This window comes from Pedococcus sp., assembly GCF_036554925.1.
GTDB lineage: Bacteria > Actinomycetota > Actinomycetes > Actinomycetales > Dermatophilaceae > Pedococcus_A.
In genome coordinates, this window is the sequence record NZ_DATBMI010000122.1 from 1 (window position 1) to 25,873 (window position 25,873).

A 25,873-nucleotide genomic window follows, 5' to 3' on the forward strand; every position below is an offset into this window, starting at 1 on the left:
CCTCGCGCATCGGGACCCACTGCTCGCGGGGCAGCTCCGTCGTGGCGTTCGCGTAGCGGAGCGCGAAGCCACTGGCGTCCTTCGCCACGACGGCGCCGTCGTGGCCCATCACAGCCACGGCGCCGGCATACAGGGGGTGCCCACCCTCGGGCGCCTGCTCGTGCCCACGGACCTGTGCCACGGCGTCCTCGATGGGCGCCGGGTCGAGGCCCACCGCCTGCGGGGTGGCGTCGCGCAGCACGGTGTTCGCGGGGGCGAAGCCCTGGAACGGCTTGCTGAAGTCGTCGGCCGTCGCGGCGGTCGCTGTCGTCATGGTGGTGAGGACGCTACCGACCGCGACGGCGGCAGCCAGGGCTCGCACCCGCATCTGCTCTTCCCCTGCTCTTCCAGGTCAGGCGGCCGGGCCGCGGTAGATGAGGTACTGCTGGCGGCGACGGTCGAACGCGGCGAGCTCGTCGCGCCAGGCACCCACGACCTCGTCGGCGGAGGCGCCGGCCGTGATCTGGTCGCGCAGCCTCGTGGAGCCGGTCAGCTTGTCGATCCAGTACGGCCGGGCCGCGTCCCAGGTGTCCTTGCGCCACGCGAAGTCGGTGTAGAGCGCCCGGGCAGCGACCAGCATCTCCACGCCGACCCGCATCGGGTCGAAGGTGCGCGGGTCGGTGATGTGCACCTGCACGCCACCACAGACCTTGCCCTGGTGCTTGCTGAACGTCGGGTTGAAGTAGGCCTCGCGGAAACCCACGCCCGGCAGGTCGAGGCCGGCGAGGCGCTCGGCCCAGCGGTAGTCGACGAACGGCGCGCCCACCAGCTCGAACGGGCGCGTGGTGCCGCGGCCCTCGGAGAGGCTGGTGCCCTCGAACATCCCGGTGCCGGGGTAGACCAGCGCGGTGTCGGGGGTGGGCATGTTGGGGCTCGGCATGACCCACGGGAGCCCGGTCGCGGCATACGGCATGTCGCGGCGCCAGCCGCTCACCTCGACGACCTGCAGCTCGGTGAGCCGGGCGCCGACCTCCGCCTCGAGGAACTCGCCGTCGAAGAACCGGGCCAGCTCCCCGACCGTCATGCCGTGCGCCTGGACGATCTCCTTGGCCCCCACGCCCGAGGTGTAGGCGGTGGTCATCATCGGCCCGCGGGCCGTGCCCCCGATGGGGTTGGGACGGTCGAGCACCACGAACCGGGCCCCGGTCTGCACCGCGGCCTTCATGGCCGTGTACATCGTCCAGATGTAGGTGTAGAAGCGGGCGCCGGCGTCCTGGATGTCGAAGACGACCGTGTCGACCCCGGCGGTGCGGAACATCGAGGCCATCTTGTCGGTGCCGGCGCCGTAGGCGTCGTAGACCGTGATGCCGGTGCGCGGGTCGGTGTGCGTGCCTTCGGAGTCACCGGCCTGCGCCGTGCCCCGGAAGCCGTGCTCGGGACCGAACACGCCCCTGATGTCGACCGATCCGGCCTCGTGCATCTCGTCGACGATGGTCCGCAGGTTCGTGAGGATGCCGGTCGGGTTGGTGATGATGCCGACCTTGCGGCCCGCGAGGGCGGACCAGCCCTCGGCCGCGGCGCGGTCGGCGCCCGGGGTCACCGGTCGCGACGGGTAGGTGGCCCGTCCCGCAGCAGCGGCCGGCGACACGGCCGGGCGGGTGGCGGCCTGCGAGGTGGTGGCCGCCAGTGGCACGGCAGCGGCGCCGAGGGCGCCTGCGGTCAGGAGCTGGCGGCGGTTGAGGCTGGTCATGTCGGTGTCCTCCGAGTCTGTCTCTGCGCGGTTCGGGGTATTAGCGAGCGCAATAGCCCGCGGCAATACCCCGAACCGCGATGGGGTGAGGCGTCAGTAGCCCAGGCCGTGGCCGAACGGGTAGAGCACCCTGGTCGGGTCCCCCGCCACCGGGATGCTGACCGGAAGCTTCCCGCTGGGGGCCACCTGCCCCGTGATGACGCGGGCCACGGCGTCGATGGCGACCGGGCTGTACGAGTAGGTCGCCAGGTAGGTCGGCGCGTCGGTGAAGTACGCGATGTCGTAGGGGTCGCGGGTGGCGACCACGACCACCGGCTTGCCCGTCGCGAGCAGGGCCTTGACCAGCTTCTGCTGGCCGCCGCGCTTGTCGGTGACCTTGGTGTCCCAGGCCTTCATCGTGGAGACGACCACGGCGTCGCTGGCCTGTGCCGCCGCGACGGCGTCGGCGACCTGGGCGTCCGTGGGTGAGGTGCCGGTCTGGCGCACCGTCGACGTCGCGCCCTGCGCGTCGAAGGCACCGGCCAGGGTCGAGGTGACACCGACGCCGTACCCGGCGACGAGCACCTTCTTCCCGCCGACGGACAGCGGCAGGGTGGTCTGGTCGTTCTTCACCAGGGTGGTGGTGCGGTCCGTGATCGCGTCGGCGGTGGCGAGGTGCTCCGGGGTCCCGACCACCGATGCGACGCCGGCCGGGTCGGCGTACGGGCGGGCGACGAGGCCCCGCTGGTACTTCAGCGACAGGACGCGCCGCACCTTCTCGTGCAGGGCAGCCTCGCTGATCCGGCCGCTGCGCACGGCCGCCAGCACCGCGGCATACGCCTCGTCCATGGCCGGGGTCATGAGCAGCTGGTCGACGCCCGCCTCCAGCGCGCGCACGGCGACCTCGGCGTCGCCGTAGCGGTCCCGGACGCCCTGCATGCCGAGCGAGTCGGTGACGATGACGCCCTCGAAGCCGAGCTCCTCACGCAGCACGCCGGTCATGATCGGCTTGCTCAGCGTCGCGGGGTCGCCGGAGTCGTCGAGCGCCGGGAAGGCCAGGTGGGCCGTCATGATCATGTCGATGCCCTCGGCGATCGCCGCCTTGAACGGCGGCGCGTCCATCCGCTCCCACTGATCGCGGGTGTGCGTGATGACCGGGAAGGCCACGTGGCTGTCGGTGGCGGTGTCGCCGTGGCCGGGGAAGTGCTTCGCCGACGTGGAGACGTCACCGTCCTGCTGGTAGCCGGCCACCTGCGCGCCCACCATCTGCGCGGCGAGGGCCGGGTCGGAGGAGAACGACCGGGTGCCGATCACCGGGTTGAGGGCGTTGACGTTGACGTCCGCGACCGGGGCGAAGTTGGTGTTGACACCCATGGCACGCAGCTCCTCGCCCGTGATGCCGGCAGCGGCGCGCGCGTCGTCCACGCTGCGGCCCGCACCGAGGGCCATCGAGCCGGGAAACTGCGTCGCGGGCGGGCCGATACGGGTGACGACGCCCTGCTCCTGGTCGATCGCGACCTGCAGGGGCACGCCGACCCGGGGCGCCTCGGCGTCCTGCTCGAGCGACGCCTTCTGGAGGCCGTTGGACAGCGCCGTGATCTGGTCGGGGTTCTTCACGCTGTCGGTCCACGCGAAGTAGATGACGCCGCCCAGGTGGTACTTCTGCACGACCTCGGCGGGGGTGGCCACGCCGTACAGCGGGACGTTGCGAGCGTCGGGGGTCGTGGCGTCGGACCCGTAGACGTTCTGGATGAACAGCTGCCCGACCTTCTGCTCGAGCGTCATCCGCGCCAGCGTCGACGTGACCCAGCCGTGCTCGCCCGACACCACTGCACCCTGCGCTGGTGCCGCCGAGGCCGCGGAGGCCAGGGACGGCAGGACCCCGGCCCCGAGCAGGGCGGTCGCCGTGACCCCTGCGAGAACACTGCGGCGACTGGGTGCGGACCTGGGCATGGGGACCTCCACGACATTGTGAACCATTGACGCACTTCTGTACCGCTTTGGAATTTACCTACGTCGTGCGGGTGTGGGCAATGACCCGTCGCGTCAGGGTTTGGTCAAGAGAGCGTCAAGTCCCGCATGCCCACGAGGCCCGTCACGGGTCGCACGACGGTGACCGCTCGTCGTCGCACACGTGGGCTCCACCGCACGGAACGGCCCAACCTCTGGCGGAGGCGCTGCCCACCCCCCACGATGACGACATGACTGACAGCGCCTACGCAGCGGCATACCGGGAGAGCCTCGAGGACCCCACGGCGTTCTGGGGTCGCGCGGCGGAGGCCATCGACTGGACCACCCCGCCGCCTCGCGTGCTGGACGACGACCGCCCGCCGTTCTACCGGTGGTTCACCGGAGGCACGCTGAACACCTGCTTCAACGCCCTCGACCGACACGTCGCGGCAGGGCGCGGCGACCAGGCGGCGGTGCTCTACGACAGCCCGGTCACCGGGGCCAGGCGGACCATCACGTATGCCGGGCTGCTGGACGAGGTCGCAACCTTCGCCGGCGCGCTGAGCTCGCTGGGCGTCGAGAAGGGCGACCGGGTCGTCATCTACATGCCGATGGTGCCGGAGGCCGTCGTCGCGATGCTCGCCTGCGCCCGGCTGGGCGCGATCCACTCGGTCGTCTTCGGCGGGTTCGCCCCGGCCGAGCTGTCGGTGCGGATCGAGGACGCGGCACCCGTGGTGGTCGTCACCGCCTCCTGCGGCATCGAGCCGACGCGGGTGGTCGAGTACAAGCCGATGCTGGACGCCGCTCTGGACCGCAGCAGCCACAAGCCGGAGTCCGTCATCGTGCTGCAGCGTGAGCAGGCTCGCGCCGCGGTCGGTGAGCGCGACACGGACTGGGAGGAGATCGACTGGCACGAGCTCGTCGCCGACGCCGAGCCGGCCGGGTGCGTCGAGGTCGCGGCCACCGACCCGCTGTACGTCCTCTACACGTCGGGCACCACGGGCCGGCCGAAGGGGATCGTGCGCGACAACGGGGGCCACGCCGTCGCGCTGCGGTGGTCGATGGAGAACGTCTACGGCATCGGCCCCGGCGACGTGTGGTTCACGGCCAGCGACGTCGGCTGGGTGGTCGGGCACTCGTACATCGTCTACGCACCCCTGCTGACGGGGGCGACGACGGTGCTCTACGAGGGCAAGCCGGTGGGCACCCCGGACGCCGGCGCCTTCTGGCGCGTCATCAGCGACCACGGCGTCAAGGCGATGTTCACGGCGCCGACCGCCTACCGCGCGATCAAGCGCGACGACCCGGGCGGCGAGCTGATGCAGGGCTACGACCTGTCCACCCTCGAGACCGTCTTCCTCGCCGGCGAGCGCCTGGACCCGGACACCTACGAGTGGGCCACGAAGGTGCTGGGCGTGCCCGTCATCGACAACTGGTGGCAGACCGAGACCGGGTGGCCCATCGCCGCCAACCCCCGCGGCCTCGAGCCGATGCCGGTCAAGCCGGGCTCTCCGTCGGTGCCCCTGCCCGGGTATGCCGTGGAGGTGCTCGACGAGCACGGCTCACCGGTGCCTGCCGGCACCGAAGGCGCCATCTGCCTCCGGCTCCCCCTTCCCCCGGGCACGCTCCCGACGCTGTGGCAGGACGACGAGCGGTACGTCGGCGGCTACCTCAGCGCGTTCGACGGGTACTACCTCACCGGCGACGGCGGGCGCGTCGACGAGGACGGCTACCTCTTCGTCATGGGTCGCACCGACGACGTGCTCAACGTCGCCGGCCACCGGCTGTCGACCGGCGCCATCGAGGCGGCCCTGGCGGGGCACGAGGCGGTCGCCGAGTGCGCGGTCATCGGGGTGGCCGACGAGCTCAAGGGCCAGGTGCCCCGGGCCCTGGTGGTCGTGAAGTCCGGCATCGACGCCACTGCCGACGGCGAGCGGATCCGCGCCGAGCTGGTGCAGCGGGTGCGGGACGAGGTCGGCGCCGTGGCCGCGCTGCACCAGGTCGACATCGTCGGCGCGCTGCCGAAGACGCGCTCCGGGAAGATCCTGCGCAAGACGATGCGCGAGATCGCCGACGGCCGGACCCCGGCCGTCCCCGGGACGATCGAGGACGCGGGGGTCCTCGACGCGCTGGGCCCGGTGCTGCGTCCGCGGGGCTGACCAGCCCACCCAGATCTCATCGTCGTTCGCGCGATGAGTTCGCGCACCGGCCGACGTCAGTACAGTCATGAGTGTGACCGAGACCCGGGTGGCGGACGACTTCCTCACGGAGGCTGAGGCCTACCGGCGGGAGCTGTTCGCACACTGCTACCGGATGATGGGCTCGACGCATGACGCGGAGGACCTCGTCCAGGAGACCTTCCTGCGCGCTTGGCGCGCCTACCACGGCTTCGAGGGCCGGGCCTCGATCCGCACCTGGCTGCACAGGATCGCCACGAACGCCTGCCTCTCGGCCCTCGATGGCCGGGCCCGCCGGCCGCTGCCCACGGGGCTCGGTGCCCCGGCGACCGACCCCGACGCACCGCTCATCGAGCGGACCGAGGTGCCGTGGCTGGAGCCCGTGCCCGACTCCCTGGTCGCGAACCCGCAGGATCCCGCCAGCATCGTCGACGGGCGCGCCGGGGTGCGACTCGCCCTGATCGCGGCCCTCCAGCACCTGCCCCCACGGCAGCGCGCAGTGCTCATCCTCCGCGAGGTGCTGCGCTGGTCCGCGGCCGAGGTGGCCGAGGCCCTCGACACCAGCACCGCCTCGGTCAACAGCGCACTGCAGCGGGCCAGGGCCCAGCTGGACAGGGCCGGCCTGTCCGAGTCCGACGTCGTGGAGCCCTCGGACCCGGGCCAGCGGGCCCTGCTCGACCGCTACGCCCGGGCCATCGAGCGCAAGGACATCGAGGCGATCGTCTCCGTGTGCGCCGACGACGCCCTGTGGGAGATGCCGCCCTTCGTCGGCTGGTACCAGGGGGCGGAGGCCATCGGCAGGCTCGTCGACGTCAACTGCCCGGCCGGGCCGGACGAGCTGCGCATGGTGCCCACGAGCGCGAACGGCCAGCCCGCCTACGGGATGTACATCCTGCGGGACGGCAGGTTCGAGCCGTTCCAGCTCCAGGTGCTCGAGGTGCGCGACGGCGCGCTCTCCCACGTCACCGCCTTCTTCGACCTGCGGCTCTTCCCGCTGTTCGGCCTGCCGGACTCCCTCGACGCCGAGGCGCCGGCGCCCGTCGACCGGCCATGACCGCCTCGCCGGAGGCCACGAGCGTGGCGGCCGGCACGGAGCTGCTCGAAAGGGCGATCGCCTACACCCGGGCGAGCCTGGCCCTGGTGACGCCGGACAGCCTGTGGCGACCGACACCCTGCCTCGAGTGGGACCTTGCCGCCCTCCTGGTCCACATGGACGACTCCCTCGAGGCGCTCCTCGACGCCGTCGTCCTGGGCCGCGTCGGCCTGCAGCCGCTGCCCGTCGCCCACCGCGAGGGGCCGTGCGTGGCGGTCGTGGGTTCTCTGCGCGACCAGGCGTGCCGGCTCCTCGCCACGTGGAGCCACCTGCCCGAGGGGGCCCGCGTGACCGTCGGCGGCCACACGCTCCCCGCCGGGATCGTCGCTGTCACCGGCGCCCTCGAGATCGCGGTGCACGGCTGGGACGTCGCCCGCGCGTGCGGGCAGGACCGGCCGCTTCCGGAGGCCCTGGCCGAAGAGCTGCTCGCGGCCGCTCCCGCGCTCGTGACGGAGGCGGACCGGGCGGGCCGGTTCGCACCGGCGCTGACGTGTGACGCCCACGCACCGGCCGGCACGCGACTGCTGGCCTTCACCGGCAGGAGCGCCGCAGTCGGCTGAGCGCCGGCGGGGCGCGAGCACGCTTCCCCACGATGCGGACCCGGCAACGCAGCCGCCCTCGGGGACGGCAGAATCACGCAGGTGCAAGGGGTGTTCGACGGGTTCGCGACGATCGGCCTGGTCATCGCGCTCGGCGCCCTGCTCGCCCACCTGCAGGTCTTCGACGAGTCCGCCCAGCGGTTGCTGTCCCGGCTGGCCTTCTTCGTGGCCAGCCCGGCGCTGATGATCGTCACCCTGGGGGCGGCCGACGTGTCCGCCGTGCTCTCGCTCAACCTCGTCGCCACCGTGGCGGCGGTGCTGGTGCCGGTGGCCGTCTACGCGGCGCTGGCCCGGCTGGTGTGGCACCGGGGGTTGGGCCACACCACCATCGGCGCCCTGGCGTGCAGCTACGTCAACGCCGGCAACCTCGGCATCCCGGTCGCCTCCTACGTCCTCGGCGACGCGGCCCTGGTGGCACCCACGCTGCTGCTCCAGCTGCTGGTCCTCCAGCCGCTTGCCCTCGCGCTGCTCGACGCCGACACCCGCGCCGGCCGGCCCCGGCTGCTGCAGACCCTGGCCCGGCCGTTCACCAACCCCCTCACGGTGGGCTCGCTCATCGGCCTGGCCCTTGCCCTGACGGGATGGACCCTGCCGACGGCGGTGCAGGACCCGCTCGAGCTCGTCGGCAACATGGCGGTCCCGGCGATGCTGCTCGCCTACGGGATCGCCCTGCGGCTCGGGCCGGGCCTGGGGGCCGGCGGCTCGGCTGCGGAGGTCGCCACCACCTCGACGCTCAAGCTCGTCGTGCAGCCGCTCGTGGCCTTCCTCGTCGCCCGCTACCTGCTCGGCGTCGACGGCCATGCCCTGCTCGCGGTGGTCGTCACCTCTGCGCTGCCGACGGCGCAGAACATCTTCGTCCACGCCACCCGCTACGACCGGGCGACCGTGCTGGCACGCGACACGATCCTCATCACCACCGTCGGCGCCGTGCCGGTCATCCTGCTCGTCGCCGCCGTCCTCGGCTGACCCGACGATCGTGCGGCGAGTCCGACCTCGGGCGCGTGGGCAACGCCGATCGCCCCGAGGGGGTCAGCGGCGGCGTCGTGCGGTGCCGAAGATCGACCGGGTGATCTCCCGGCCGATGACGGTGCCGGCGGAGCGCAGCATCGACTTGAAGGCGCTGGACTGCACGACCTGCTCGACCATGCTCGGCTCCTCCTTCGGCTGACGTCGGGCCGGCTCTCGGGGAGGGCTCGCCAACGGCCCGGGAACCGGAGCCGGTGCCGGCCGGGGCTCCTCCGCCGGCACCTTCGTGAGCCTGGCCTGCAGCAGCTCGTAGGCCGACTCGCGGTCCGCCACGGCGGCATACCTCGCTGCCAGCGCGGACCCGGCGACGAGCTCCTCGACGTGCGCCGGGTCGCTGGGGGCCATCAGCGACTGCGGGGCGACCATCCGGGTCCACGCGACCGGGGTGGGTGCGCCCCGCTCGGAGAGCACCGTCACCACGGCCTCGCCGGTGCCGAGGGAGGTCAGCAGCTTCGAGAGGTCGTAGTCGGTGTGCGGGTAGGTCGACACCGCGGCCTTGAGTGCCTTCGCGTCGTCGGGGGTGAAGGCACGCAGCGCGTGCTGCACCCGGTTGCCGAGCTGGGCGAGCACGTCAGCGGGAACGTCCTTGGGGCTCTGCGTGACGAAGAAGACCCCCACACCCTTGGAGCGGATCAGCCGCACGGTCTGCTCGATCGCGTCCTGGAACGCCTTGCTCGCCTCGTCGAAGAGCAGGTGCGCCTCGTCGAAGAAGAACACCAGCTTCGGCTTGTCGAGGTCGCCCACCTCGGGCAGGTCCTGGAAGAGGTCCGCGAGCAGCCACATCAGGAACGTCGAGAACAGCTGCGGCCGGTCCTGGAGGGCAGGGAGCTCGAGGCACGTCACCATGCCTCGGCCGTCACCGGCGGTGCGCAGCAGGTCGGCGGTGTCGAACTCCGGCTCGCCGAAGAACACGTCGGCGCCCTGGTCGGAGAAGGTGACCAGCTCCCGCAGGATCACGCCGGCAGTCGCCGACGACAGCCCTCCGAGGGCCTTGAGGTCGGCCTTCCCCTCGTCGGAGGTGAGGTGCGAGATGACGGCCCGCAGGTCCTTGACGTCGAGCAGGGCGAGGCCGTTCTTGTCGGCGTAGTGGAAGACCAGGCCAAGGCTGGACTCCTGGGTCTCGTTGAGACCGAGCACCTTGGAGAGCAGGGTCGGCCCGAACGAGGTCACGGTCGCCCGGATCGGGGTGCCCGCGCCCAGCCCGCCCAGGGAGAGGAACTCGGTGGGGTATGCCGTGCCCGTCCACTCCTGCCCGACGTCCTGCGCCCGCGAGGTGATGCGGTCGTTGGCCACGCCCGGCGATGCCATGCCCGACAGGTCGCCCTTGATGTCCGCGAGGAAGACCGGCACGCCCTGGGCGGAGAGCTGCTCGGCCATGAGCTGGAGGGTCTTGGTCTTGCCGGTGCCGGTGGCCCCCGCGACCAGGCCGTGCCGGTTGAGTGTCGACAGTGGCACCCGCACCGGCGCGTCGGGGTGCGCCTGGCCGTCGACCACTGCCGCGCCGAAGACGAGTGCGCCGCCCTCGAAGGCGTATCCGCGCCGGATCTCGTCGACCTGGGCAGCCACTGCGGTCGTGGCTTCCGGCTGCTGCGCGTCGTCGCTCACGCTCGGCACTCTAGTGTCGCGACCGGCGCGCCGCAGCGCGCCCGAGCGGGTGGGCGGATGCCCACCGCGCGGGCACGACGATGCCCGCCGCACGGCATGCGCCTATGGTGGCCGGGTGATTTTCAAGGCTGTCGGCGACGCCCGCCCGTACCCGGACCACGGCAAGGACTCCGTCCGCGACTGGGCGGAGGTCCCCCCGCGCATGGTGCGCCTGGAGGATCTCATCACCACGAAGCGGACCCTCGACCTCGGCCAGCTGCTCGCGGAGGACTCGACGTTCTACGGCGACCTGTTCGCGCACGTCGTCGAGTGGAAGGGGGACCTCTACCTCGAGGACGGCCTGCACCGCGCACTGCGCGCCGCGCTTCAGCAGCGACCTACCCTGCACGCCCGCGTCCTCGTGCTTGACTAGGCCGTAGCCCGCCGAGGGGGCGGGGGCAGGAGGTGGCGGTGAGCTACATCGTCGAGTCGAGCGCCTCGAGCTCGCGGCGATCCCGGCGCCGGCGCGCGCTGATCACGCTCTCGCTCGTGGTTCTCATGCTCTTCTTCGCCTTCTGGTACGCCTACTCCTACTACCAGGCGTCGGGCCGCCCGGCCGCTGCACCCGCGGCGTCGTGCAGCACGTCGCCGGCGGCCGCCGGGGCTGTGCGGCCGGCGACCACGACCGTCAACGTCTACAACGCCACCGACCGCGACGGCCTCGCCGCCCGCACCGCCGCGGAGGTCCGCAAGCGCGGCTTCGTCGTCGCCACGGTCGCCAACGACCCGCTCCAGCGGACGATCGCCGGCACGGCAGAGGTCCGCTACGGCCCCACCGGCATCGCCAAGGCCAAGCTCGTGCTCGCGCTCGTGAAGGGCGCCAGGCCCGCCAGGGATGCGCGCACGGATGCCTCGGTCGACCTCGTCCTCGGCGAGAAGTTCGTCGCCCTGGCGCCGGTGTCCAGACCCAAGCCCGTCATCACCAAACCGGCACCCAGGCCCACGACGACGACGCCGGGCCGCGCGGCGACGACCCCCGCCTGCTGAGCGGTCGCTGCGCGAGCGGCCCTCCGACGAGGACGACGCCGCGGGCGGCTCAGCCTCCGGGAAGCCCGCTCAGTAGCCGCGCGAGGTGTCACCCGCGGCCCGGCCGCCTGAGACCTCGTCGATGAACGCCTTGCCCGTCATGGGCTTGGAGAACATCGGGTAGTCGTACTGGATCGCGTTGGCGTGCTCCTCGCTGCTCGTCGCTGCCACGCAGTCGCTCAGGGTGACGACCTCGTAGCCCCGCTCGTACGCCGACCGCATCGTCGACTCGACGCAGCAGTTCGTGAGGAACCCGCCGAGGGCCACGGTCCGGATCCCCTTGCTGCGCAGGATGAAGTCGAGGTTGGTGCTGGCAAAGGTGTCGAGGCCGCGCTTGCCCTCGACGACGATGTCGCCCTCTGCCGGGGTGAGGTCGTCGACGATGGCCGATCCCCACTCCCCCTTGACGAACGCGTTGGAGTCGACGACGCCCTTGAGAATGCCGTAGGGACTGCCGGTGATCTCCTTGTACCCGTTCGCGAAGGAGATCGGTGCGTGGATGATCGTCGCCCCTGCCTCGCGGGCGGCCGCGACCACCTCCTTGGCGTTCTCCAGCATGTTGGTCTCCGCCATGGAGCCGGCGACGGCGCCGTGCAGCGCCCCGCCCTCACTGGTGAAGTCGTTCTGGAACTCGATGAGGACAACTGCCGTCGTGCGCGGATCCATCGGACCTCCAGCTGGGGCGAACGTGGAAGGGCGGGCGGGGTTCCGACCCCCTACGGCCGACGCTAGTGACCGCGTGCACCCTTGAACAGCCCCTGGCGCTCGATGGTCCGAGCCCAGGTGGCCGACTCGTGGGTGCGCCGGGGTGAGGACCCGTGACGGCGCCCGCGCCTACCGGGCGGGGCGCGGCACCAAGGCCGGCCGGGCGTGGACCAACTGCCACCACCAGTACCCCGCGAACGCCGCGTTCGGGGCGGTGGCGCCGGCCCTGCGGCTGGGCTGGACGGGGCGGCACGGCGTCGCCCGACGTAGCGTGGGGGCCATGATCACGATCGAGCTGGCCCGCCGGCTCGCGTCGGACGGCGTGCTCTGGCAGCCGCAGGCGGGCGACCGGTTCACCATCGACGAGCACGACCTCGCCGGCGACCTGTTCTGGATCAGCGACCTCACGATCGAGCTGCACCACTACCAGGACCAGTCGGTGCTGGGCTTCAACGGCACGACCGAGTGGGCGCTCGACGCCGTCCCCCTCGACATCGCGCTCTGGCTGCCCCGCGAGGACCAGCTGCGCGACCTGCTCGGCGACCGCTTCCTCTCCCTCAGCCAGCGCGATGGCGAGTGGGTGGTCACGGTGCGCGACGGCGTCGGGACCGACCAGTTCGCCGATCCCGACGCCGAGTGCGCCTACGCGCGGGCCCTGCTCAGCCTGACCTAGGCGATCGGGCCGGCCTGCCCTCGACCCTCCCGGTGGCCCCGAGGGACCAGCCCGTCTAGTGGGACGCTGCCGCGCGGTGTGTCCGCGTGGTCTGCAGGTCCAGCGCGCCCACTGCCAGGGTGACCGCTCCGACGATCCAGGCCGTCCACGCCATCGGCGTGGTGTCGGCGAAGCCCATCACCCACGGGGACACGATGAACAGCACGCCCATCAGGGCCGTTCCGCCCTCTGCGGGGAGCATGTCGGGACGGACCAGCTCGACGATCGCGAGGGCCACGGTGATGGCGCCGAGGACGATCATGGTGGTCGTGGCACGGCTCTCGGTGGTCGTCCAGATGGGCGACAGGATGGCGTACGCGCCAGCGATGAGGGCGACGAAATCCTGTGGGTGAACCTTTTCCTTCATGGGGAGATCCCCCTTCTTGCAACGGGGTCCGTCGATCCGAGGCGGGCCTACAGGTCAATTCTCAGCCCGCCCTGTCACGTGGTCAATGAGGTGCGCCGCGCCCGTCCCGGCTGGCAGGATCCCCGTATGCCGCATTGTCACCGGGGGCGCAGGAGCACCGAGCTGGAGACCGTGGGTCGGGCCACCCCGGATCCCGGGCAGGCCCGGGGATGAGGGTCGTCGAGCTGGACGAGGCGGTCCGTCTCGCCGAGGCCGTCCAGGCGCTCGACGGAGGCGAGCCGCGACTGGTGACCAGCGGCAACTTCGCCACTCCCCTGCCCCTGCTCGAGGCGGTCGCCGCGGCCTTGCCGACCCTGCGGCTGCACCTGCTCAACGCCCAGCGTGGCCTGCCCCTGCACGAGGGCGTCATCCCCGAGACGACGTTCGTGGGCCCCGGCTTCCGCGGACACCACCGGCTCGCCTACGTCCCGAGCCGGCTCTCCCTGACACCACGGCTGTTCTCGACGACCCTGCCGCCGGACATCGTCGTCATCCACACCACTCTCCCGCGCAACGGCATGGTGTCGCTCGGCACCGAGGTCAACGTGCTCCCGGCCGCCATCGAGGCGGTCCGCGCCAGGGGCGGCCTCGTCCTGGCCCAGCTCAACCCACTGATGCCGTGGACGTTCGGCGACGCGCTCGTGCCGACCGACGAGGTCGACGCCGCGGTCGAGATCGAGCAGCAGCTAGCGGTCCACACCCCCTCGCCGCCGGACGAGACGGCCGCGCACATCGGCGCGCAGGTCGCTGCCGCCATCCACGACGGCTCGACGATCCAGGCCGGCATCGGGGCGGTGCCGGACGCGACGATCGCCGGGCTCGTCGAACGACGCGGGCTGCGCGTCTGGACCGAGATGTTCAGCGACGGAATCCTGGCCCTCGAGCGGGCCGGGGCCCTCGACCCGGACCTCCCGCTCAGCACCTCCTTCGTCTTCGGGACCGCCGAGCTCTACGCATGGCTCGACGGCAACGAGCGGGTCGTGCTGCGCCGCACCGAGGTCACGAACGCACCGGCCCGGATCGCCGAGCAGCGGCAGATGACCTCGGTGAACACCGCCCTGCAGGTCGACCTCTTCGGCCAGGCGAACGCCTCGCGGATCAACGCCCGCATCTACTCGGGGTTCGGCGGGCAGACGGACTTCACCGTCGGGGCGCTGCAGTCCCCCGGAGGGCAGGCGTTCATGGCGCTGCGCTCGTGGCACCCCAAGGCGGACTGCTCGACGATCGTGCCCCTCGTGGACGAGCCGGTGACCTCGTTCCAGCACTCGGCCGTCGTCACCGAGCAGGGCGTCGCCAGGATCGCCGGGTTGGACGAGCGGACGCAGGCCCGCAACCTCGTCGAGCACGCCGCGCACCCCCGGGTCCGCGACGAGCTGCGCGAGGAGGCCCGGGCCCTCGGGCTCCTCTGAGGCCCTGCCAGACTGCGACTCAGGCCTCGAGGTCGAAGTCCCGGTCCGGGGCGTGGACGACCACGACGGGGCTCTCGGACGCGTGAACGACACCGCGGCTGACCGAGCCCATCACCAGGCTGCGGAACCCGCCGCGGCCACGTGAGCCGACCACCACCACACCAGCGGTCCTGGAGCGCTCGACCAGGGCGTCGGCCGCGCGGCCCCGCACGGCGGCATACTCCACCTGCAGGTCCGGGTGGTTGCGGCGCACCCGCTCGCGCGCGTTGGCGAGGGTGGACTTCGCGGTGTCCTCAGCGGCCTCGGTGAGCTCCTCCTCCGGGTACACCTCGGTCCACGGCGTCACACCGACCCACCCGGTCACCGCGACCTGGTAGGCCGCGACGATGTGGAGCGGGGCGTCCGCGCGCTGGGCGATCTCGGCCGCCTCGTCCAGGGCAGCGTTGGCCGGCTCGGAGCCGTCTGTCCCCACCACGACAGGGGCGTCGGGTCCGGGGACGCGCATCGAGCCGCCGCGCACGACCGCGACCGGGCACTGCGAGTGTGCGGTCACACCGAAGGCCACGGAGCCGAGCAGCGTGCCCATCAGGTCGCCGTGGCCGCGGTTGCCGACCACGACCAGCGCAGCCGTTCGCGAGGCGTCCACGAGGGCAGATGCCGCGGTGTCGATGACGAGGCTGGACTCCACGACGAGCCCCGGGTCGGTCTTGCGGGCGCGCTCGACCGCGTCCGCGAGGACCTCGCGCGCCGCTCCCTCGATCTTGGCCATGGCCCACGGCGCCCCGGAGTCCATCGGCATCGGCAGGGCCGTGCCCAGCTCGACCGCCAGGACGACCTTCAGCGGCAGGCCCCTGCGGACGGCCTCCGCCGCCGCCCAGTCGAGACCGGCTGTCGAGGGGGGCGAGCCGTCGAAGCCCACGACCACGCCTGCGAAGTTGGTGCTCATCGTGTCCTCCTCATCTGCGCGGACCTCAGGTCCAGAATGCACCGTGGCAGCCGGGACCGCGCCGTCCCGGCCACCACGAGCTCGTGCGAGAGATGGCTACTTCAGCCATCCGTGCCGCTGGACGAAGGACAGACGCTCCCACGCCGCCCCGAGCCCCACGGTGCGCCCGGCGCCGACCAGGGCCAGGGCCACGAGGACCATCGCGTAGACGAGGTGGTCATCCATGAAGGGGTTGTTCTCGGGGGGCAGGACCGCGGTCCACATGAGGACGAGGAGCAGCGCGCCGGAGGCGGCGGCGACCCGCATGCCGATGCCGAGGAGGAGCGCGAGGCCGATCCCCAGCAGGCCCACCATGAACAGCCAGTCGGCCCACGGGTCGCCGGCGATGCTCTTGTACATGTCGGCGAACGGGCCGGTCGTGGCGTTCTCGAGGAAGCCCTTGGTCGGGCTGCCGCCGTTGAGCCAGGCGTTCTCGTCGGTCGTCGCGAACCCGAGGCCGAACGTCTTGTCCAGGAACGCCCAGAAGAACACCCAGCCGAGGCTCAGGCGCAGGGCGGCGGCGACGTAGCGGAAGGCCTTCGCGGACCGCGTCTCCGGCGCGAGGATCTCGGGGTGCACGAAGTTCGGGTCCGGCAGGTGGCCCGTCTCGGTGTGCTTGGTTGTCATGGCCAGTCCTCCTTGTGCGGGTGCCTTGTGGGCACTTCCAGACTCGCGCCGCCCGGGCGGACGAGGCAGAGGACTAGGGCACGCTGGGCACGGGACCATCGTCCCCCGCAGGCGCTGCGCGGTGTCCCCGTCTCTCGCGCGTGGGACGTTCGCCCCTTTCGCCCTCCGCGGCCGGGGCGCAGACTCGAGTCACCGGCGGAGCAGCCGCCGCGTCACCCGGGGAGGCAGCGATGGACGAGACGCTCGAGCCGATGGAACACCTGACCGTCTCGCAGTCCTGGGCGCTGGTGCGGTCCGTCCCGATCGGGCGGCTCGCCGTGGTCGTCGACGGCAAGCCCGAGATCTTCCCGCTCAACCACGTCGTGGACCGCGGCACGATCGTGTTCCGGACGGCCGAGGGCACCAAGCTCGCCGGCACCATCGGCAAGTCGGTCGCCTACGAGGTCGACGGCGTCGAGGGAGGTGGCACCGTCGCCTGGAGCGTGGTGATCAAGGGAGAAGCCCACGAGGTCGCCCGGCTGCACGAGTCGATCGAGTCGCTCGAGCTGCCGCTCTTCCCCTGGCACCGCGGGCCCAAGCCGCGGATCATCCGGATCGACCCCGAGGACGTCCAGGGCCGCCGGTTCACCGTCACCCTCACCCGCGACCGCACGCCCGCGCCACACGCCAGCGAGGAGTGACCGGCGCCGCCCTTCGGCGCGCCCCCCGGGAGCCCCAGGGGTCGTCCCCGGCAGCCTCAGCGGTCGACGGCCAGCCAGTCCAGCGCCACGGCGGCGGTCCAGGACTGGTCGCGGCTCCCCAGCCACGCACCGGTCAGCGGGTGGTAGTACTCCCCGTTGCTGAGGTCGCTCAGCTGCTCGAGGCTGCGCGCGCGCCACTGCCGCGCCAGGTCGGCGTCGCCGCCCCGCTCCAAGGCCCACCAGAACAGCCACGTCATGACCGGCCAGACCGGGCCACGCCAGTAGGTCCGCGGGGCGAAGCCCGGGTCCTCCGGCGAGAGGCTCGGCGGTAGCGCGAACCGCATCGCCGGGTGGCCCGCCCAGCGCGGGCCGGTCATGACCTCCCGCTGCCGCTCGTAGGCCGTCGAGCCCGCAGCGTCGCCGCCCGCACCGGCGAGCAGGGCGACGAACGACGCCAGCGACTGGGACTGCGCCCACCGCCCGGCCCTCGCGTCCCAGTCACGACAGAGACCGGTCGCCGGGTCGACCGTTGCCTGCACCGCTGCGCGGGAGCGCTCGGCCAGCCTGCGCTGCTCCAGCGCGGCCTCCGGCTGGGCCAGTGCCTCCGCGACCCGGGCCAGCTCCTCGGCGGCCTCGGCCAGCACCGCGGTGAGGAAGACGTCACCCATCCGGAAGTCCACCACCCTCCAGGCGCGGGCGTCGTCGTACTCGACCTCGCGCAGCTGGCCGACGAGCCGCAGGTACCGCCGGTACTCGCGGTCCGAGGGCCGCTCGCTGGGGTCGGCGACGTGGGCGAGGTCCTGGCGGCGCAGCTCGGCGGTCTCGTCGACCGGCACCGCGGCATACGCGTCGTCCCACCGCGGGGAGTTGTCCATCCCCGACTCCCACCCGTGGTGGATCTGCACCAGCCCGGTGCCGTCGGGATCCCGCGCGGTGCCCAGCCAGCGGTGCCAGGCGGCCAGTCGCGGCAGGGCCTCCCGCGCGAACTCGCGGGCCCGCAGGGCGTCATCACCGCCGACGGCCTCCGCGACGTCCAGGATGCGCGCGAGGGCGATGGCGTGGACCGGCGGCTGGCAGATCCCGCTCGTCTCCACCCCGGCGGGTCGCGCGGCGGCCCGGTCGGTGCGCCAGACGTCCGGGCCGGGGAAGTAGCCCGGCTCCCCCGAGAAGACGATGTGCGGGATCATCCCCGTCGACCACTGCGCCCGCAGCAGGCCCCGCAGCTCGGCGAGGGCGCGTGGCACCGACAGCCGCGCCAGGCCGATCGCGATGAATGCCGCGTCCCACGACCACTGGTGGGGGTAGAGTCGCGGCGCGGCGACCACCAGGTCGCCACGGTCGTTGTCCCGCAACACCCTTGCGGCCTGCGACCAGATGTCGTCGGGGGAGACGGCGCTCACCCGGGCAAGGGTATCGTCCGGGAGCAGGGCCCGCTGACCGCGCCGACGCGCCCTCCCCCTGCACGACACGGAGCCACTGCATGACCGAGGCGTCACCCGACCAGCGAGCAGCCGGCGCGACCGGCCGCCCCGGCACGCGCACGCACCGTGCCTGGCTGGCCCGCGAGCGCGAGCGCCTCTGGGTCTTCGGGCACCGCTCGGTCTGCCCCGACGGAGGCTTCGGCTGGCTGGACGAGACCGGGTCGGTGCTGCCCGAGAAGCCGATCGAGGCCTGGATCACCGCTCGCATGACCCATGTCGCGGCGCTCGAGGTGTTGGGAGGGCGGCGCGAGGCCTGGCAGGTCCTCGACCACGGCGTCCGAGCCCTCGAGACGACGCTGCGCGACCCCCAGCACGGCGGCTGGTATGCCGCGGTGGGGCCGCGGGGTCCCCTGACCACCGACAAGCGCGCCTATGAGCACGCCTTCGTCCTGCTGGCGGCAGCGAGCGCCCGGGCCGCCGGCCACGACCGAGGGAGCTCCCTCCTCGACGACGCCAGCGCGGTCTTCGACGGCCACTTCTGGCGCGAGGGCGAGGGCATGGTGGCAGAGGTCTGGAGCCAGGACTGGTCGACGCTGGATGGTTACCGGGGCCTCAACGCGAACATGCACGCGGTCGAGGCGATGCTCGCCGTCCACGACGTCACCGGCGAGGCGGTCTGGCTCGACCGTGCGACACGGGTCGTCGAGCGCACCGTGCGGGGTTTCGCCCGCGCGCACGAGTGGCTGCTCCCGGAGCACTTCACCTCCGGCTGGCGGCCCGTGCTCGAGTTCAACGTCGACACCCCGGCCGACCCCTTCCGGCCCTACGGCGCGACCGTCGGGCACCTGTTCGAGTGGTCGCGGCTGACCGTGCACCTGCGCACCGCCCTCGGGGCCACCGCTCCCGCCTGGCTGCTCGGGGACGCCCGCAGCCTCTTCGAGACCGCGGTACGGGTCGGCTGGACGGTCGACGGGGTCGAGGGTTTCGTCTACACCACCGACTTCACCGGCCAGCCGGTGGTCCACACTCGGCTGCACTGGGTCGTGACCGAGGCGATCGCGGCTGCGTGGGCACTCTGGACGGCCACGGCCGACGAGGGCTACCTCCAGTGGTACTCGCTCTGGTGGGAGCACGCCGACCGGCACTTCATCGACCGGGAGCACGGGTCGTGGCACCACGCCCTCGACCAGCGGCTCCAGCCGACCACCACCTTGTGGCAGGGCAAGCCGGACATCTACCACGCCTACCAGGCCGCTCTCCTGCCCACGCTGGGCGAGATCACCTCCTTCGCCGGCGCCCTGTCTCGCCGCTGAACGGGGCCTGCGATGGGCGCCGCTCACCCTCACGGGGTGATGGCGAGCCTCTCCTGCCCTGCCACCGTGGACGCCAAGCGTGGGGCACACCCGCCCGGCGCGACCGACCGCGCCGGGGGCGGTGACGTCTCCGGTCGAGGGAAGGAAGTGCTCTCGTGCTGATCCTGGCCATGCTCGTGCTCGGGCTCTCCGCTGGGTGGGCCGCCCATCTCATGGTCGGCCGGGGCGAGCCCAACTGGGCCCGGCTGCTCTTCGCCGGGCTGGCAGGCTCCTTCGTCGGGGGCACCCTGGCGAGCCTGCTCGCCGGTGACGGCTTCGACATCCGGCCGAGCGGGCTCATCGGCTCGATCGTGGGAGCGGTGGTCGTGCTGCTCGCCTTCCGGGCCCTGGGCGAGAAGCCGGCGTCCCCACCCCGCTGAGAGCCCGTGCGGGTTGCCTGCCCGGGCCGAGGCTGTTGGTGCCCGGCCGACCGGGGGCTTCGTGCGTCAGAGCACCCTCGAGACGCCGGGAAGCCGCGTCAGGCCGAAGCCGACCAGGAAGCAGGCGACGACCCCGGCCACCGACACCAGCGCGAACTTGACCTCCGGGACGAGAGGGGCCGGGGCGAGCACCACCATGACCGCGGTGAGGACGAGGGGGTGCACCAGGTACGCCGCGTAGGACCCTCGAGCGGCCCGGCCGACCAACGCCCCGTGCGTCGGCCACCGACCCCGGACCCAGACGACGAACCACACCGTCAGGCTGACGGCGACGGCGCCGTCGAGCAGGGCGAACAGCGGCGTCGCCCAGCCGGCAGCCTCGTTCAGGACAGGCTCGGCCTCCCCGCGCGCGTCGAGCAGCGCGAAGAGCGCGATCGTCGCGATGCCACCCGTCGCCGCCACCTGGCCGCAGTGCCGGACGACCGCGGGCGGGGGGTCTTCCAGCCATCCGGTCTCGGCGGCGTGCACCCCCAGGGCGAAGAGCACGGCGCCCTGAGGCCACTCGCCCAGCCGGGCGGCGAGGAGCACTTCCGAGTTCCACGGCCACAGCTGCCACACGAGGAGCGACGCAGCGCCGATCGCCGCGGCCGCGACGACGAGACGGCGTCCCAGCCTCGGCGGGCCGGCTGCCGGCCGTGCCGGGCGGAGTCGACGCAGCGCGGCATACGCAAGGGAGAACACGAGCAGGGCCGCGACGAACCACATCACGCTGAGCTCGGTCGCGGCCGCGGCATCCGCGAAGCCGATGGGCCTGTCATCGGGGCGGCTGCCCACGACGTCGGCGAGCGGCTGGACGAGGAGCACGAACACCAGGAGTGGCACGCCAAGGCGCAGGAGCCTGCCCTGGGCGAAGCCACCGGGCCCACGGCGCGCGAGCGAGGGGGGCGACAGCCACCCCGCGAGCAGGAACAACGGCCCGAGGCCGAACAGCCCCCCGGCGACGGCCGGGAAGGCCAGCAGCGTCGACCAGACCGGCGAGGTGGTGCGCTCGTCGTAGTACCAGTCCGCGATCCCGGTGAGGTAACCGGTCGCAGTGTGCACGACGATGACGCCGGCGACCACCAGCACCCGGAGGTTGTCGACCCACTGCAGCCGAGGCTGGCGCGAGACGACGGTGTGGCGTGTTGCGGTCATGACATCCCCGCTCTCCCAACCCTCAGGATGCGCCGCCCTCCGACCCCTCCACAGGGCGGAAGGTCCCGCGGTGGAGACCGCCCACCGCGGTCTGCGCGGTCCTGCCTGATCCAGCGTGAGGCCGCGGCAATCGCCCACTGGGGGTGATGCGACGTCCGGCACCCCTTGCGACAGTCGAGGTTCCGTGACGACGAGAGGCTTGACATGTCTTCGGAGGAGACCGCGGTAGTGGGCGCCCAGGGTTCGGCACGAACCCCGTACCTCCAGCCGGCCGAAGCCGTCGTCGCAGGACTCGGGTCGGACGCGACGTCGGGGCTGACGGCCGCCGACGCGGGCGAGCGACGCGCTCGGTTCGGGCCGAACGAGATCACTCGCGAGAAGCCGCCGTCCGTGTGGGCCGTGGCCCTGTCGCAGCTGAGGAACGCGATGAACATCATGCTCATCGCAGTGGCGGCGGTGAGCCTGGCCATCGGCGAGGTGGGGACGGCGGTCATGGTCGGCCTGCTCGTCGTGCTCAACGTCGTGCTGGGCTCGCGACAGGAGCTGAAGGCCCGCGCCAGCGTCGACGCCCTGGCCCAGATGCAGGTGCCACAGGCGAAGGTGCTGCGCGACGGCAGCGTGGTGCTGGTCCCGGCCGTCGACATCGTGCCCGGCGACGTCGTCCAGCTCGAGGCCGGCGACATCGTGCCGGCGGACGGGCGGATCGTCCGGTCCGCCACGCTCGAGACGCAGGAGGCCGCACTCACCGGCGAGAGCGCGCCCGTGGCCAAGGACGCAGGCCCGCTCACGGGCCCGGACGTCGCGCTCGGCGACCGGACGAACATGGTGTTCCAGAACACGGCGATCACGCGAGGCACAGCGTCGGCCGTGGTGACGAGCACCGGCATGGACACCGAGATGGGCCAGATCGCCACGATGCTGACCGGGGTGACGCGCACCCGCTCACCCCTGCAGAAGGAGCTCGACGCACTGACCAAGGTGCTGGGCATCATCGCCTGGGGTGCGGTCGCCTTCATCGTCGTCGTGGGCGTGGCGCGAGGCATGGAGGCCGGCGACCTGCTGCTGCTCGGGACGGCGATGGCCATCTCGGCCATCCCCACGGGGCTCCCGGCCTTCGTGTCCGGCCTCCTGTCCTACGGCGCGAAGCAGCTCGCCGAGGCCCGGGCCGTGGTGAAGAACCTGACGGACGTGGAGACGCTGGGCGCGACGAGCGCCATCAACACGGACAAGACCGGGACCCTCACCCTGAACCAGATGATGGTCTCGGTGCTCTTCGCCGACGGCGGGTGGTTCCACGTCACGGGCGAGGGGTACAGCAAGACCGGGACGATCACCGCTGCGGCGGGCACACCCGTCCCCGACTTCACCCGCGTGGCTCTGGGGCTGGTGCTCGACAGCGACGCGACGGTCGCCGACGACGGCGCCGTGGTCGGCGACCCCACCGAGGCCGCCCTCGTGGTCCTCGCCGCCAAGCTGGGCGTGGACGCCGAGGAGACGCGACGCGCCTACCCCAGGATCGCCGAGGTGCCCTTCGACTCCGACTACAAGTTCATGGCGACCTTTCACCGCTACGAGGTCGACGGCGTCGAGCGCGTCATCGAGCTCGTCAAGGGTGGGCCTGACGTCGTCCTTGCCCGGTGCAGCCGCAGCGGCAGGCCGCTGCGTGGGTCGCTGGTCCCCATCGCGGAGGCACGGGCCGACATCGAGGCCGCGAACGCGCGGATGGGCGAGCAGGGCCTGCGGGTCCTCGCCTTCGCGGCGCGGCTCCTGCCCGAGGGCACGGAGGCGGCGGCGCTCGAGGACCCGATGTCGGCCACCCACGACCTGGACTTCGTCGGCCTGGTGGGCATCATCGACCCGTTGCGCGCGGAGGCCAAGCAGGCGGTGGAGGTCGCCCTGCGTGCCGGCATCGACGTGCGCATGATCACCGGCGACCACGCCGTCACCGCCCGGGCCATCGGCGAGACGCTCGGCCTGGGGCCGGGGGCGGTCAGTGGCGCCGAGCTGCAGGCCATGACCGACGACGAGCTCGCGAGCCGGCTCCCGGAGCTGCACGTGTTCGGCCGCGTGTCCCCCCAGGACAAGCTCCGTCTCGCCCGGGTGATGCAGGGGCAGGGACTGATCGTGGCCATGACCGGCGACGCCGTGAACGACGCGGCCGCCCTCAAGCAGGCCGACATCGGCGTCGCGATGGGCTCGGGCAGCGAGGTCACCAAGCAGGCCGGCCGCATGATCCTCACCGACGACAACTTCGGCACGCTCGTCCACGCGGTCGAGATCGGCCGGCGCGTCTACGACAAGGTCGTGTCCTACATCCGGTACCAGATGACGCAGCTGCTGTCGCTGGTGCTGCTGTTCGTGGCCGCCACCACGTTCAACATCAACCAGGGTGTCGCACTGACACCACCGATGATCTTGTTCCTCCTCATCTTCGTCACGGCGTCGGGCGTCGTGATCATCGCGGTCGACCCCGGCGACCCGGACGTCATGCACCGACCCCCGCGCGATCCGAAGCTCCCCATCACCAATGGCCGGGCCATCCGGGCGTGGCTGCTCTACGCAGTCGTGCTGTTCGCCGCGGCCCTGGTGCCACTGGTCGCCGGGCCGGACGAGCCGAGTGTCGACCGCGCGAGCGCCTCGATGACCATGACCTTCGTGGTCATGGGCCTGGGCACGGTCCTCAACGCCCTGACCAACCGCCGGGAGCCGGCCAGCGGGCTGGCAGCCCCGCTGCTCACGGGCGTTCTCATCGGCCTGGCTCCGGTCACGTTGATCGTTCTGGCGACGCAGCTCCCGACCCTCCAGGCCGGACTGCGCACGACCGCGCTCACGGGCGGTCAGTGGCTCACCTGCATCGGCCTCGCGCTGGTGCTGCCCGTCGTCGTCGAGGCCCGCAAGTGGCTGCTGCGCCGCCGCGCCCCCACGACGGTGGTCACCGATGCTCGTGCGATCGCGCCGGCGCATGCCGTCGCGGACCTCGTGCGCTGACAGGAACGTTCGTCGACGCTCCTCGACCCCGGCCCGGAGGTAGGCATGGCACACAAGAAGAAGGCGCGGACCAGGCCCTCGGGGGCGGACTCGACGCCTCCCCCGAAGATGAAGCGCAAGGAGTACGAGAAGCACCTCCGTCGCCTCCACGGCGAGCTGGTCGCCGTGCAGGAGTGGACCAAGGCATCGGGCTCGAAGGTGTGCATCCTGTTCGAGGGCCGCGACACCGCGGGCAAGGGCGGCACCATCAAGGCGATCACCGAACGGGTCAGCCCGAGGGTCTTTCGCGTGGTCGCGCTGCCGGCGCCGAACGAACGCGAGAAGAGCCAGATGTACGTCCAGCGGTACATCACGCACCTGCCCGCGGCCGGCGAGATCGTGATCTTCGACCGCAGCTGGTACAACCGCGCCGGCGTCGAGCGCGTCATGGGCTTCTGCTCCGAGGAGCAGACCCAGCGCTTCCTCGACGCCGCGCCGGCCGTCGAGCGGGCGATGGTCGACTCGGGGATCATCCTGCTGAAGTACTGGCTCGAGGTCGGGCCCGACGAGCAGACCCGCCGTCTCCAGAGCCGGATCGACGACCCGCGCAAGATCTGGAAGCTGTCGGACCTGGACCTGCGGTCCTACAGCCGCTGGTACGACTACTCGCGGGCCCGCGACGCCATGTTCGCCGCGACGGACACGGCCTGGGCGCCCTGGCACCTCGTCCACTCGGACGACAAGCGACGGTCGCGCCTCAACGTGATCTCGCACCTGCTCGACGAGCTGCCGTACGAGCCGCTCGAGCCCAAGGACGTGACCCTGCCCCGTCGCCAGCGACCCGGCGGCTACGAGGAGCCGGACCACTCGTCGCTGTTCATCCCGAGCCTGTTCTGACCCACCGCCGCGACACCCGGCCGAGCCCGCGTGGGGTATGCCGCCGGCTCACCGCCGCCGGACCCGCTCACCCGCCCGGCGGGAGCGCGTGCGTGTAGCGGGCCAACGCCTCCGCCTCGCGCCGGAGCCGGCCGGCCGCCTCGTGCTGGCCGTGCGCGTCATAGCGATCGGCGTCGGCGCCACGCTCCGCAACCTGGGCCCGCAGCACCGCGCGGACGTCATCGAGGGTCAGCCGGTGGCGCTCGGCCTCGGTCGAGCCCACCCCGGCGGTCGTGCCCGCCAGGTGCTCACTGGCTGCCTCGGTGCGGGCGGCCGCGGGCGCGACGGCCTCGGCGTTGTCGAGCGCGGCGATCGCGGTGCGCAGGGCGGCCACCACCTCGGGCCTGTGGGCCTTCATCGCGGCGACGAGGTCGGCGCGCATCCGGGAGCGCAGCACCCCCACGCCGTCCTCTGGGCCGGCAGCGTCGCTCATCTCGTTCCTCCTCGCGGCGGGAGCCCAGGCTATCCGTGCGAGAACCCCGAGCTCCTCGCCCTCCCCACACCCGCCGGGACCCGCACACCCTCCTGCTGGAGTACTGATCCCGGGCTCGCAACATCGAAGGACCCGACGGGAAGCCCGTCGGGTCCTTCGACATCTCATGGCGGTGGCGGTGGGATTTGAACCCACGGAGGAGTTGCCCCCTCACACGCTTTCGAGGCGTGCTCCTTAGGCCGCTCGGACACGCCACCGCCGAGCAATGTACCCGAGCGCCCGACCCGCGCAGAAATCGGGTCGAGCCCGAGACACGTCCCGGAGTCAGCCGCGGTGCGGGGCGAAGAAGTCGAGCAGGACCTGGGAGCACTCGGCCTCCCGGACGCCGCTGATGACCTCGACGCGGTGGTTGGCCCGCCGGTCCCGCACGATGTCCCACACCG

At 72.3% G+C, this 25,873-nt stretch carries 23 protein-coding genes, 1 tRNA gene and 1 pseudogene; 13 read left to right on the plus strand and 12 right to left on the minus strand.

Going from position 1 to position 25,873, the window contains the following annotated elements; all coding sequences use genetic code 11:
- From VIB11_RS10125 to VIB11_RS10135, 3 genes and pseudogenes are all read right to left on the minus strand, one after another.
- A pseudogene (locus tag VIB11_RS10125) lies at positions 1-313 on the minus strand (serine hydrolase); the annotation flags it as partial.
- 78 nt (positions 314-391) lie between these two features.
- Positions 392-1,729, minus strand: coding sequence for a DUF1343 domain-containing protein (locus VIB11_RS10130; RefSeq protein ID WP_332030864.1), 1,338 nt, complete (start codon positions 1,727-1,729; stop codon positions 392-394).
- Positions 1,730-1,822: 93 nt separating this feature from the next.
- On the minus strand, positions 1,823-3,661 hold the full coding sequence (locus VIB11_RS10135; RefSeq protein ID WP_332030866.1) for a glycoside hydrolase family 3 protein: 1,839 nt from the start codon (positions 3,659-3,661) through the stop codon (positions 1,823-1,825).
- 248 nt (positions 3,662-3,909) lie between these two features.
- Between VIB11_RS10135 and VIB11_RS10140 the strand changes: the two genes are divergently transcribed.
- From VIB11_RS10140 to VIB11_RS10155, 4 genes are all read left to right on the plus strand, one after another.
- Positions 3,910-5,817, plus strand: coding sequence for a propionyl-CoA synthetase (locus VIB11_RS10140; protein ID WP_332030868.1), 1,908 nt, complete (start codon positions 3,910-3,912; stop codon positions 5,815-5,817).
- Positions 5,818-5,884: 67 nt separating this feature from the next.
- Positions 5,885-6,889, plus strand: a complete 1,005-nt coding sequence (locus VIB11_RS10145; RefSeq protein WP_414695805.1) for a sigma-70 family RNA polymerase sigma factor — start codon at positions 5,885-5,887, stop codon at positions 6,887-6,889.
- On the plus strand, positions 6,886-7,488 hold the full coding sequence (locus tag VIB11_RS10150) for a TIGR03086 family metal-binding protein (RefSeq protein WP_332030871.1): 603 nt from the start codon (positions 6,886-6,888) through the stop codon (positions 7,486-7,488). Before VIB11_RS10145 ends, VIB11_RS10150 begins: the two co-directional genes overlap by 4 nt.
- Positions 7,489-7,569: 81 nt before the next feature.
- Positions 7,570-8,493 (plus strand): AEC family transporter, encoded by a 924-nt coding sequence (locus tag VIB11_RS10155; RefSeq protein ID WP_332030872.1) that lies wholly within the window; start codon positions 7,570-7,572, stop codon positions 8,491-8,493.
- Between the two features lie 63 nt (positions 8,494-8,556).
- On the opposite strand, the gene VIB11_RS10160 is transcribed toward VIB11_RS10155, so the two are convergent.
- Entirely contained in the window at positions 8,557-10,158 is a 1,602-nt protein-coding gene (locus VIB11_RS10160; protein WP_332030874.1) for a helicase HerA-like domain-containing protein, read from the minus strand.
- A gap of 115 nt (positions 10,159-10,273) precedes the next feature.
- Here VIB11_RS10160 and VIB11_RS10165 point away from each other — a divergent pair, with 115 nt between their 5' ends.
- Together VIB11_RS10165 and VIB11_RS10170 are read left to right on the plus strand one after the other, a co-directional pair.
- Entirely contained in the window at positions 10,274-10,570 is a 297-nt protein-coding gene (locus tag VIB11_RS10165) for a type II toxin-antitoxin system VapB family antitoxin (protein ID WP_332030876.1), read from the plus strand.
- Between the two features lie 38 nt (positions 10,571-10,608).
- Complete coding sequence (locus VIB11_RS10170) at positions 10,609-11,184, plus strand: LytR C-terminal domain-containing protein (protein WP_332030878.1); 576 nt, start codon at positions 10,609-10,611, stop codon at positions 11,182-11,184.
- A gap of 69 nt (positions 11,185-11,253) precedes the next feature.
- On the opposite strand, the gene VIB11_RS10175 is transcribed toward VIB11_RS10170, so the two are convergent.
- Positions 11,254-11,889, minus strand: coding sequence for a cysteine hydrolase (locus VIB11_RS10175; RefSeq protein WP_332030879.1), 636 nt, complete (start codon positions 11,887-11,889; stop codon positions 11,254-11,256).
- Positions 11,890-12,031: 142 nt separating this feature from the next.
- Here VIB11_RS10175 and VIB11_RS10180 point away from each other — a divergent pair, with 142 nt between their 5' ends.
- Positions 12,032-12,601: a hypothetical protein gene (locus VIB11_RS10180; protein ID WP_332030881.1), complete on the plus strand. Its 570-nt coding sequence runs from the start codon at positions 12,032-12,034 to the stop codon at positions 12,599-12,601.
- A gap of 55 nt (positions 12,602-12,656) precedes the next feature.
- Here VIB11_RS10180 and VIB11_RS10185 read toward each other — a convergent pair whose 3' ends face one another.
- On the minus strand, positions 12,657-13,007 hold the full coding sequence (locus VIB11_RS10185; protein ID WP_332030883.1) for an SPW repeat protein: 351 nt from the start codon (positions 13,005-13,007) through the stop codon (positions 12,657-12,659).
- Between the two features lie 209 nt (positions 13,008-13,216).
- Between VIB11_RS10185 and VIB11_RS10190 the strand changes: the two genes are divergently transcribed.
- The gene (locus VIB11_RS10190) at positions 13,217-14,455 is read left to right on the plus strand and encodes an acetyl-CoA hydrolase/transferase family protein (RefSeq protein WP_332030885.1); all 1,239 of its coding nucleotides are present in this window, start codon (positions 13,217-13,219) and stop codon (positions 14,453-14,455) included.
- A gap of 19 nt (positions 14,456-14,474) precedes the next feature.
- Here VIB11_RS10190 and VIB11_RS10195 read toward each other — a convergent pair whose 3' ends face one another.
- Both VIB11_RS10195 and VIB11_RS10200 read right to left on the minus strand, forming a co-directional pair.
- Positions 14,475-15,401 carry a universal stress protein gene (locus VIB11_RS10195; RefSeq protein WP_332030887.1) on the minus strand — a complete coding sequence of 309 codons (927 nt, stop codon included), beginning with the start codon at positions 15,399-15,401 and terminating at the stop codon, positions 14,475-14,477.
- A gap of 96 nt (positions 15,402-15,497) precedes the next feature.
- Positions 15,498-16,067: a hypothetical protein gene (locus VIB11_RS10200; protein WP_332030889.1), complete on the minus strand. Its 570-nt coding sequence runs from the start codon at positions 16,065-16,067 to the stop codon at positions 15,498-15,500.
- A gap of 230 nt (positions 16,068-16,297) precedes the next feature.
- Between VIB11_RS10200 and VIB11_RS10205 the strand changes: the two genes are divergently transcribed.
- Positions 16,298-16,747, plus strand: coding sequence for a pyridoxamine 5'-phosphate oxidase family protein (locus tag VIB11_RS10205; protein WP_332030891.1), 450 nt, complete (start codon positions 16,298-16,300; stop codon positions 16,745-16,747).
- Between the two features lie 56 nt (positions 16,748-16,803).
- Here the strand turns inward: VIB11_RS10205 and ggh are convergent, their stop codons facing one another.
- Positions 16,804-18,147: a glucosylglycerate hydrolase gene (gene ggh / locus VIB11_RS10210; protein ID WP_332030892.1), complete on the minus strand. Its 1,344-nt coding sequence runs from the start codon at positions 18,145-18,147 to the stop codon at positions 16,804-16,806.
- Between the two features lie 80 nt (positions 18,148-18,227).
- Between ggh and VIB11_RS10215 the strand changes: the two genes are divergently transcribed.
- Positions 18,228-19,481 (plus strand): AGE family epimerase/isomerase, encoded by a 1,254-nt coding sequence (locus tag VIB11_RS10215; protein WP_332030894.1) that lies wholly within the window; start codon positions 18,228-18,230, stop codon positions 19,479-19,481.
- Positions 19,482-19,636: 155 nt separating this feature from the next.
- The gene (locus tag VIB11_RS10220) at positions 19,637-19,900 is read left to right on the plus strand and encodes a GlsB/YeaQ/YmgE family stress response membrane protein (RefSeq protein WP_332030896.1); all 264 of its coding nucleotides are present in this window, start codon (positions 19,637-19,639) and stop codon (positions 19,898-19,900) included.
- A gap of 66 nt (positions 19,901-19,966) precedes the next feature.
- Here VIB11_RS10220 and VIB11_RS10225 read toward each other — a convergent pair whose 3' ends face one another.
- Complete coding sequence (locus VIB11_RS10225) at positions 19,967-21,094, minus strand: acyltransferase family protein (RefSeq protein ID WP_332030897.1); 1,128 nt, start codon at positions 21,092-21,094, stop codon at positions 19,967-19,969.
- A 204-nt stretch (positions 21,095-21,298) separates the two neighbouring features.
- Here VIB11_RS10225 and VIB11_RS10230 point away from each other — a divergent pair, with 204 nt between their 5' ends.
- Together VIB11_RS10230 and ppk2 are read left to right on the plus strand one after the other, a co-directional pair.
- Entirely contained in the window at positions 21,299-24,082 is a 2,784-nt protein-coding gene (locus VIB11_RS10230; protein ID WP_332030899.1) for a cation-transporting P-type ATPase, read from the plus strand.
- Positions 24,083-24,127: 45 nt separating this feature from the next.
- A complete protein-coding gene (gene ppk2, locus VIB11_RS10235; protein ID WP_332030901.1) occupies positions 24,128-24,958 on the plus strand; it encodes a polyphosphate kinase 2 in 831 nt (276 codons plus the stop codon).
- Between the two features lie 67 nt (positions 24,959-25,025).
- On the opposite strand, the gene VIB11_RS10240 is transcribed toward ppk2, so the two are convergent.
- Together VIB11_RS10240 and VIB11_RS10245 are read right to left on the minus strand one after the other, a co-directional pair.
- On the minus strand, positions 25,026-25,430 hold the full coding sequence (locus VIB11_RS10240; RefSeq protein WP_332030902.1) for a hypothetical protein: 405 nt from the start codon (positions 25,428-25,430) through the stop codon (positions 25,026-25,028).
- Between the two features lie 167 nt (positions 25,431-25,597).
- Positions 25,598-25,687, minus strand: a tRNA-Ser gene (locus VIB11_RS10245).
- Positions 25,688-25,873 lie beyond the last annotated feature (186 nt).

What these genes read in the sequence shown, in the direction of transcription:
- VIB11_RS10225 (WP_332030897.1), bottom strand. Translation starts at nt 21,094, where the DNA reads ATGACCGCAACACGCCACACCGTCGTCTCGCGCCAGCCTCGGCTGCAG.
- VIB11_RS10135 (WP_332030866.1), bottom strand. Translation starts at nt 3,661, where the DNA reads ATGCCCAGGTCCGCACCCAGTCGCCGCAGTGTTCTCGCAGGGGTCACG.
- VIB11_RS10130 (WP_332030864.1), bottom strand. Translation starts at nt 1,729, where the DNA reads ATGACCAGCCTCAACCGCCGCCAGCTCCTGACCGCAGGCGCCCTCGGC.
- VIB11_RS10215 (WP_332030894.1), top strand. Translation starts at nt 18,228, where the DNA reads ATGACCGAGGCGTCACCCGACCAGCGAGCAGCCGGCGCGACCGGCCGC.
- VIB11_RS10175 (WP_332030879.1), bottom strand. Translation starts at nt 11,889, where the DNA reads ATGGATCCGCGCACGACGGCAGTTGTCCTCATCGAGTTCCAGAACGAC.
- VIB11_RS10140 (WP_332030868.1), top strand. Translation starts at nt 3,910, where the DNA reads ATGACTGACAGCGCCTACGCAGCGGCATACCGGGAGAGCCTCGAGGAC.
- ppk2 (WP_332030901.1), top strand. Translation starts at nt 24,128, where the DNA reads ATGGCACACAAGAAGAAGGCGCGGACCAGGCCCTCGGGGGCGGACTCG.
- VIB11_RS10185 (WP_332030883.1), bottom strand. Translation starts at nt 13,007, where the DNA reads ATGAAGGAAAAGGTTCACCCACAGGATTTCGTCGCCCTCATCGCTGGC.
- VIB11_RS10230 (WP_332030899.1), top strand. Translation starts at nt 21,299, where the DNA reads ATGTCTTCGGAGGAGACCGCGGTAGTGGGCGCCCAGGGTTCGGCACGA.
- VIB11_RS10145 (WP_414695805.1), top strand. Translation starts at nt 5,885, where the DNA reads ATGAGTGTGACCGAGACCCGGGTGGCGGACGACTTCCTCACGGAGGCT.
- VIB11_RS10205 (WP_332030891.1), top strand. Translation starts at nt 16,298, where the DNA reads ATGGACGAGACGCTCGAGCCGATGGAACACCTGACCGTCTCGCAGTCC.
- VIB11_RS10240 (WP_332030902.1), bottom strand. Translation starts at nt 25,430, where the DNA reads ATGAGCGACGCTGCCGGCCCAGAGGACGGCGTGGGGGTGCTGCGCTCC.
- VIB11_RS10200 (WP_332030889.1), bottom strand. Translation starts at nt 16,067, where the DNA reads ATGACAACCAAGCACACCGAGACGGGCCACCTGCCGGACCCGAACTTC.
- VIB11_RS10150 (WP_332030871.1), top strand. Translation starts at nt 6,886, where the DNA reads ATGACCGCCTCGCCGGAGGCCACGAGCGTGGCGGCCGGCACGGAGCTG.
- VIB11_RS10190 (WP_332030885.1), top strand. Translation starts at nt 13,217, where the DNA reads ATGAGGGTCGTCGAGCTGGACGAGGCGGTCCGTCTCGCCGAGGCCGTC.
- VIB11_RS10195 (WP_332030887.1), bottom strand. Translation starts at nt 15,401, where the DNA reads ATGAGCACCAACTTCGCAGGCGTGGTCGTGGGCTTCGACGGCTCGCCC.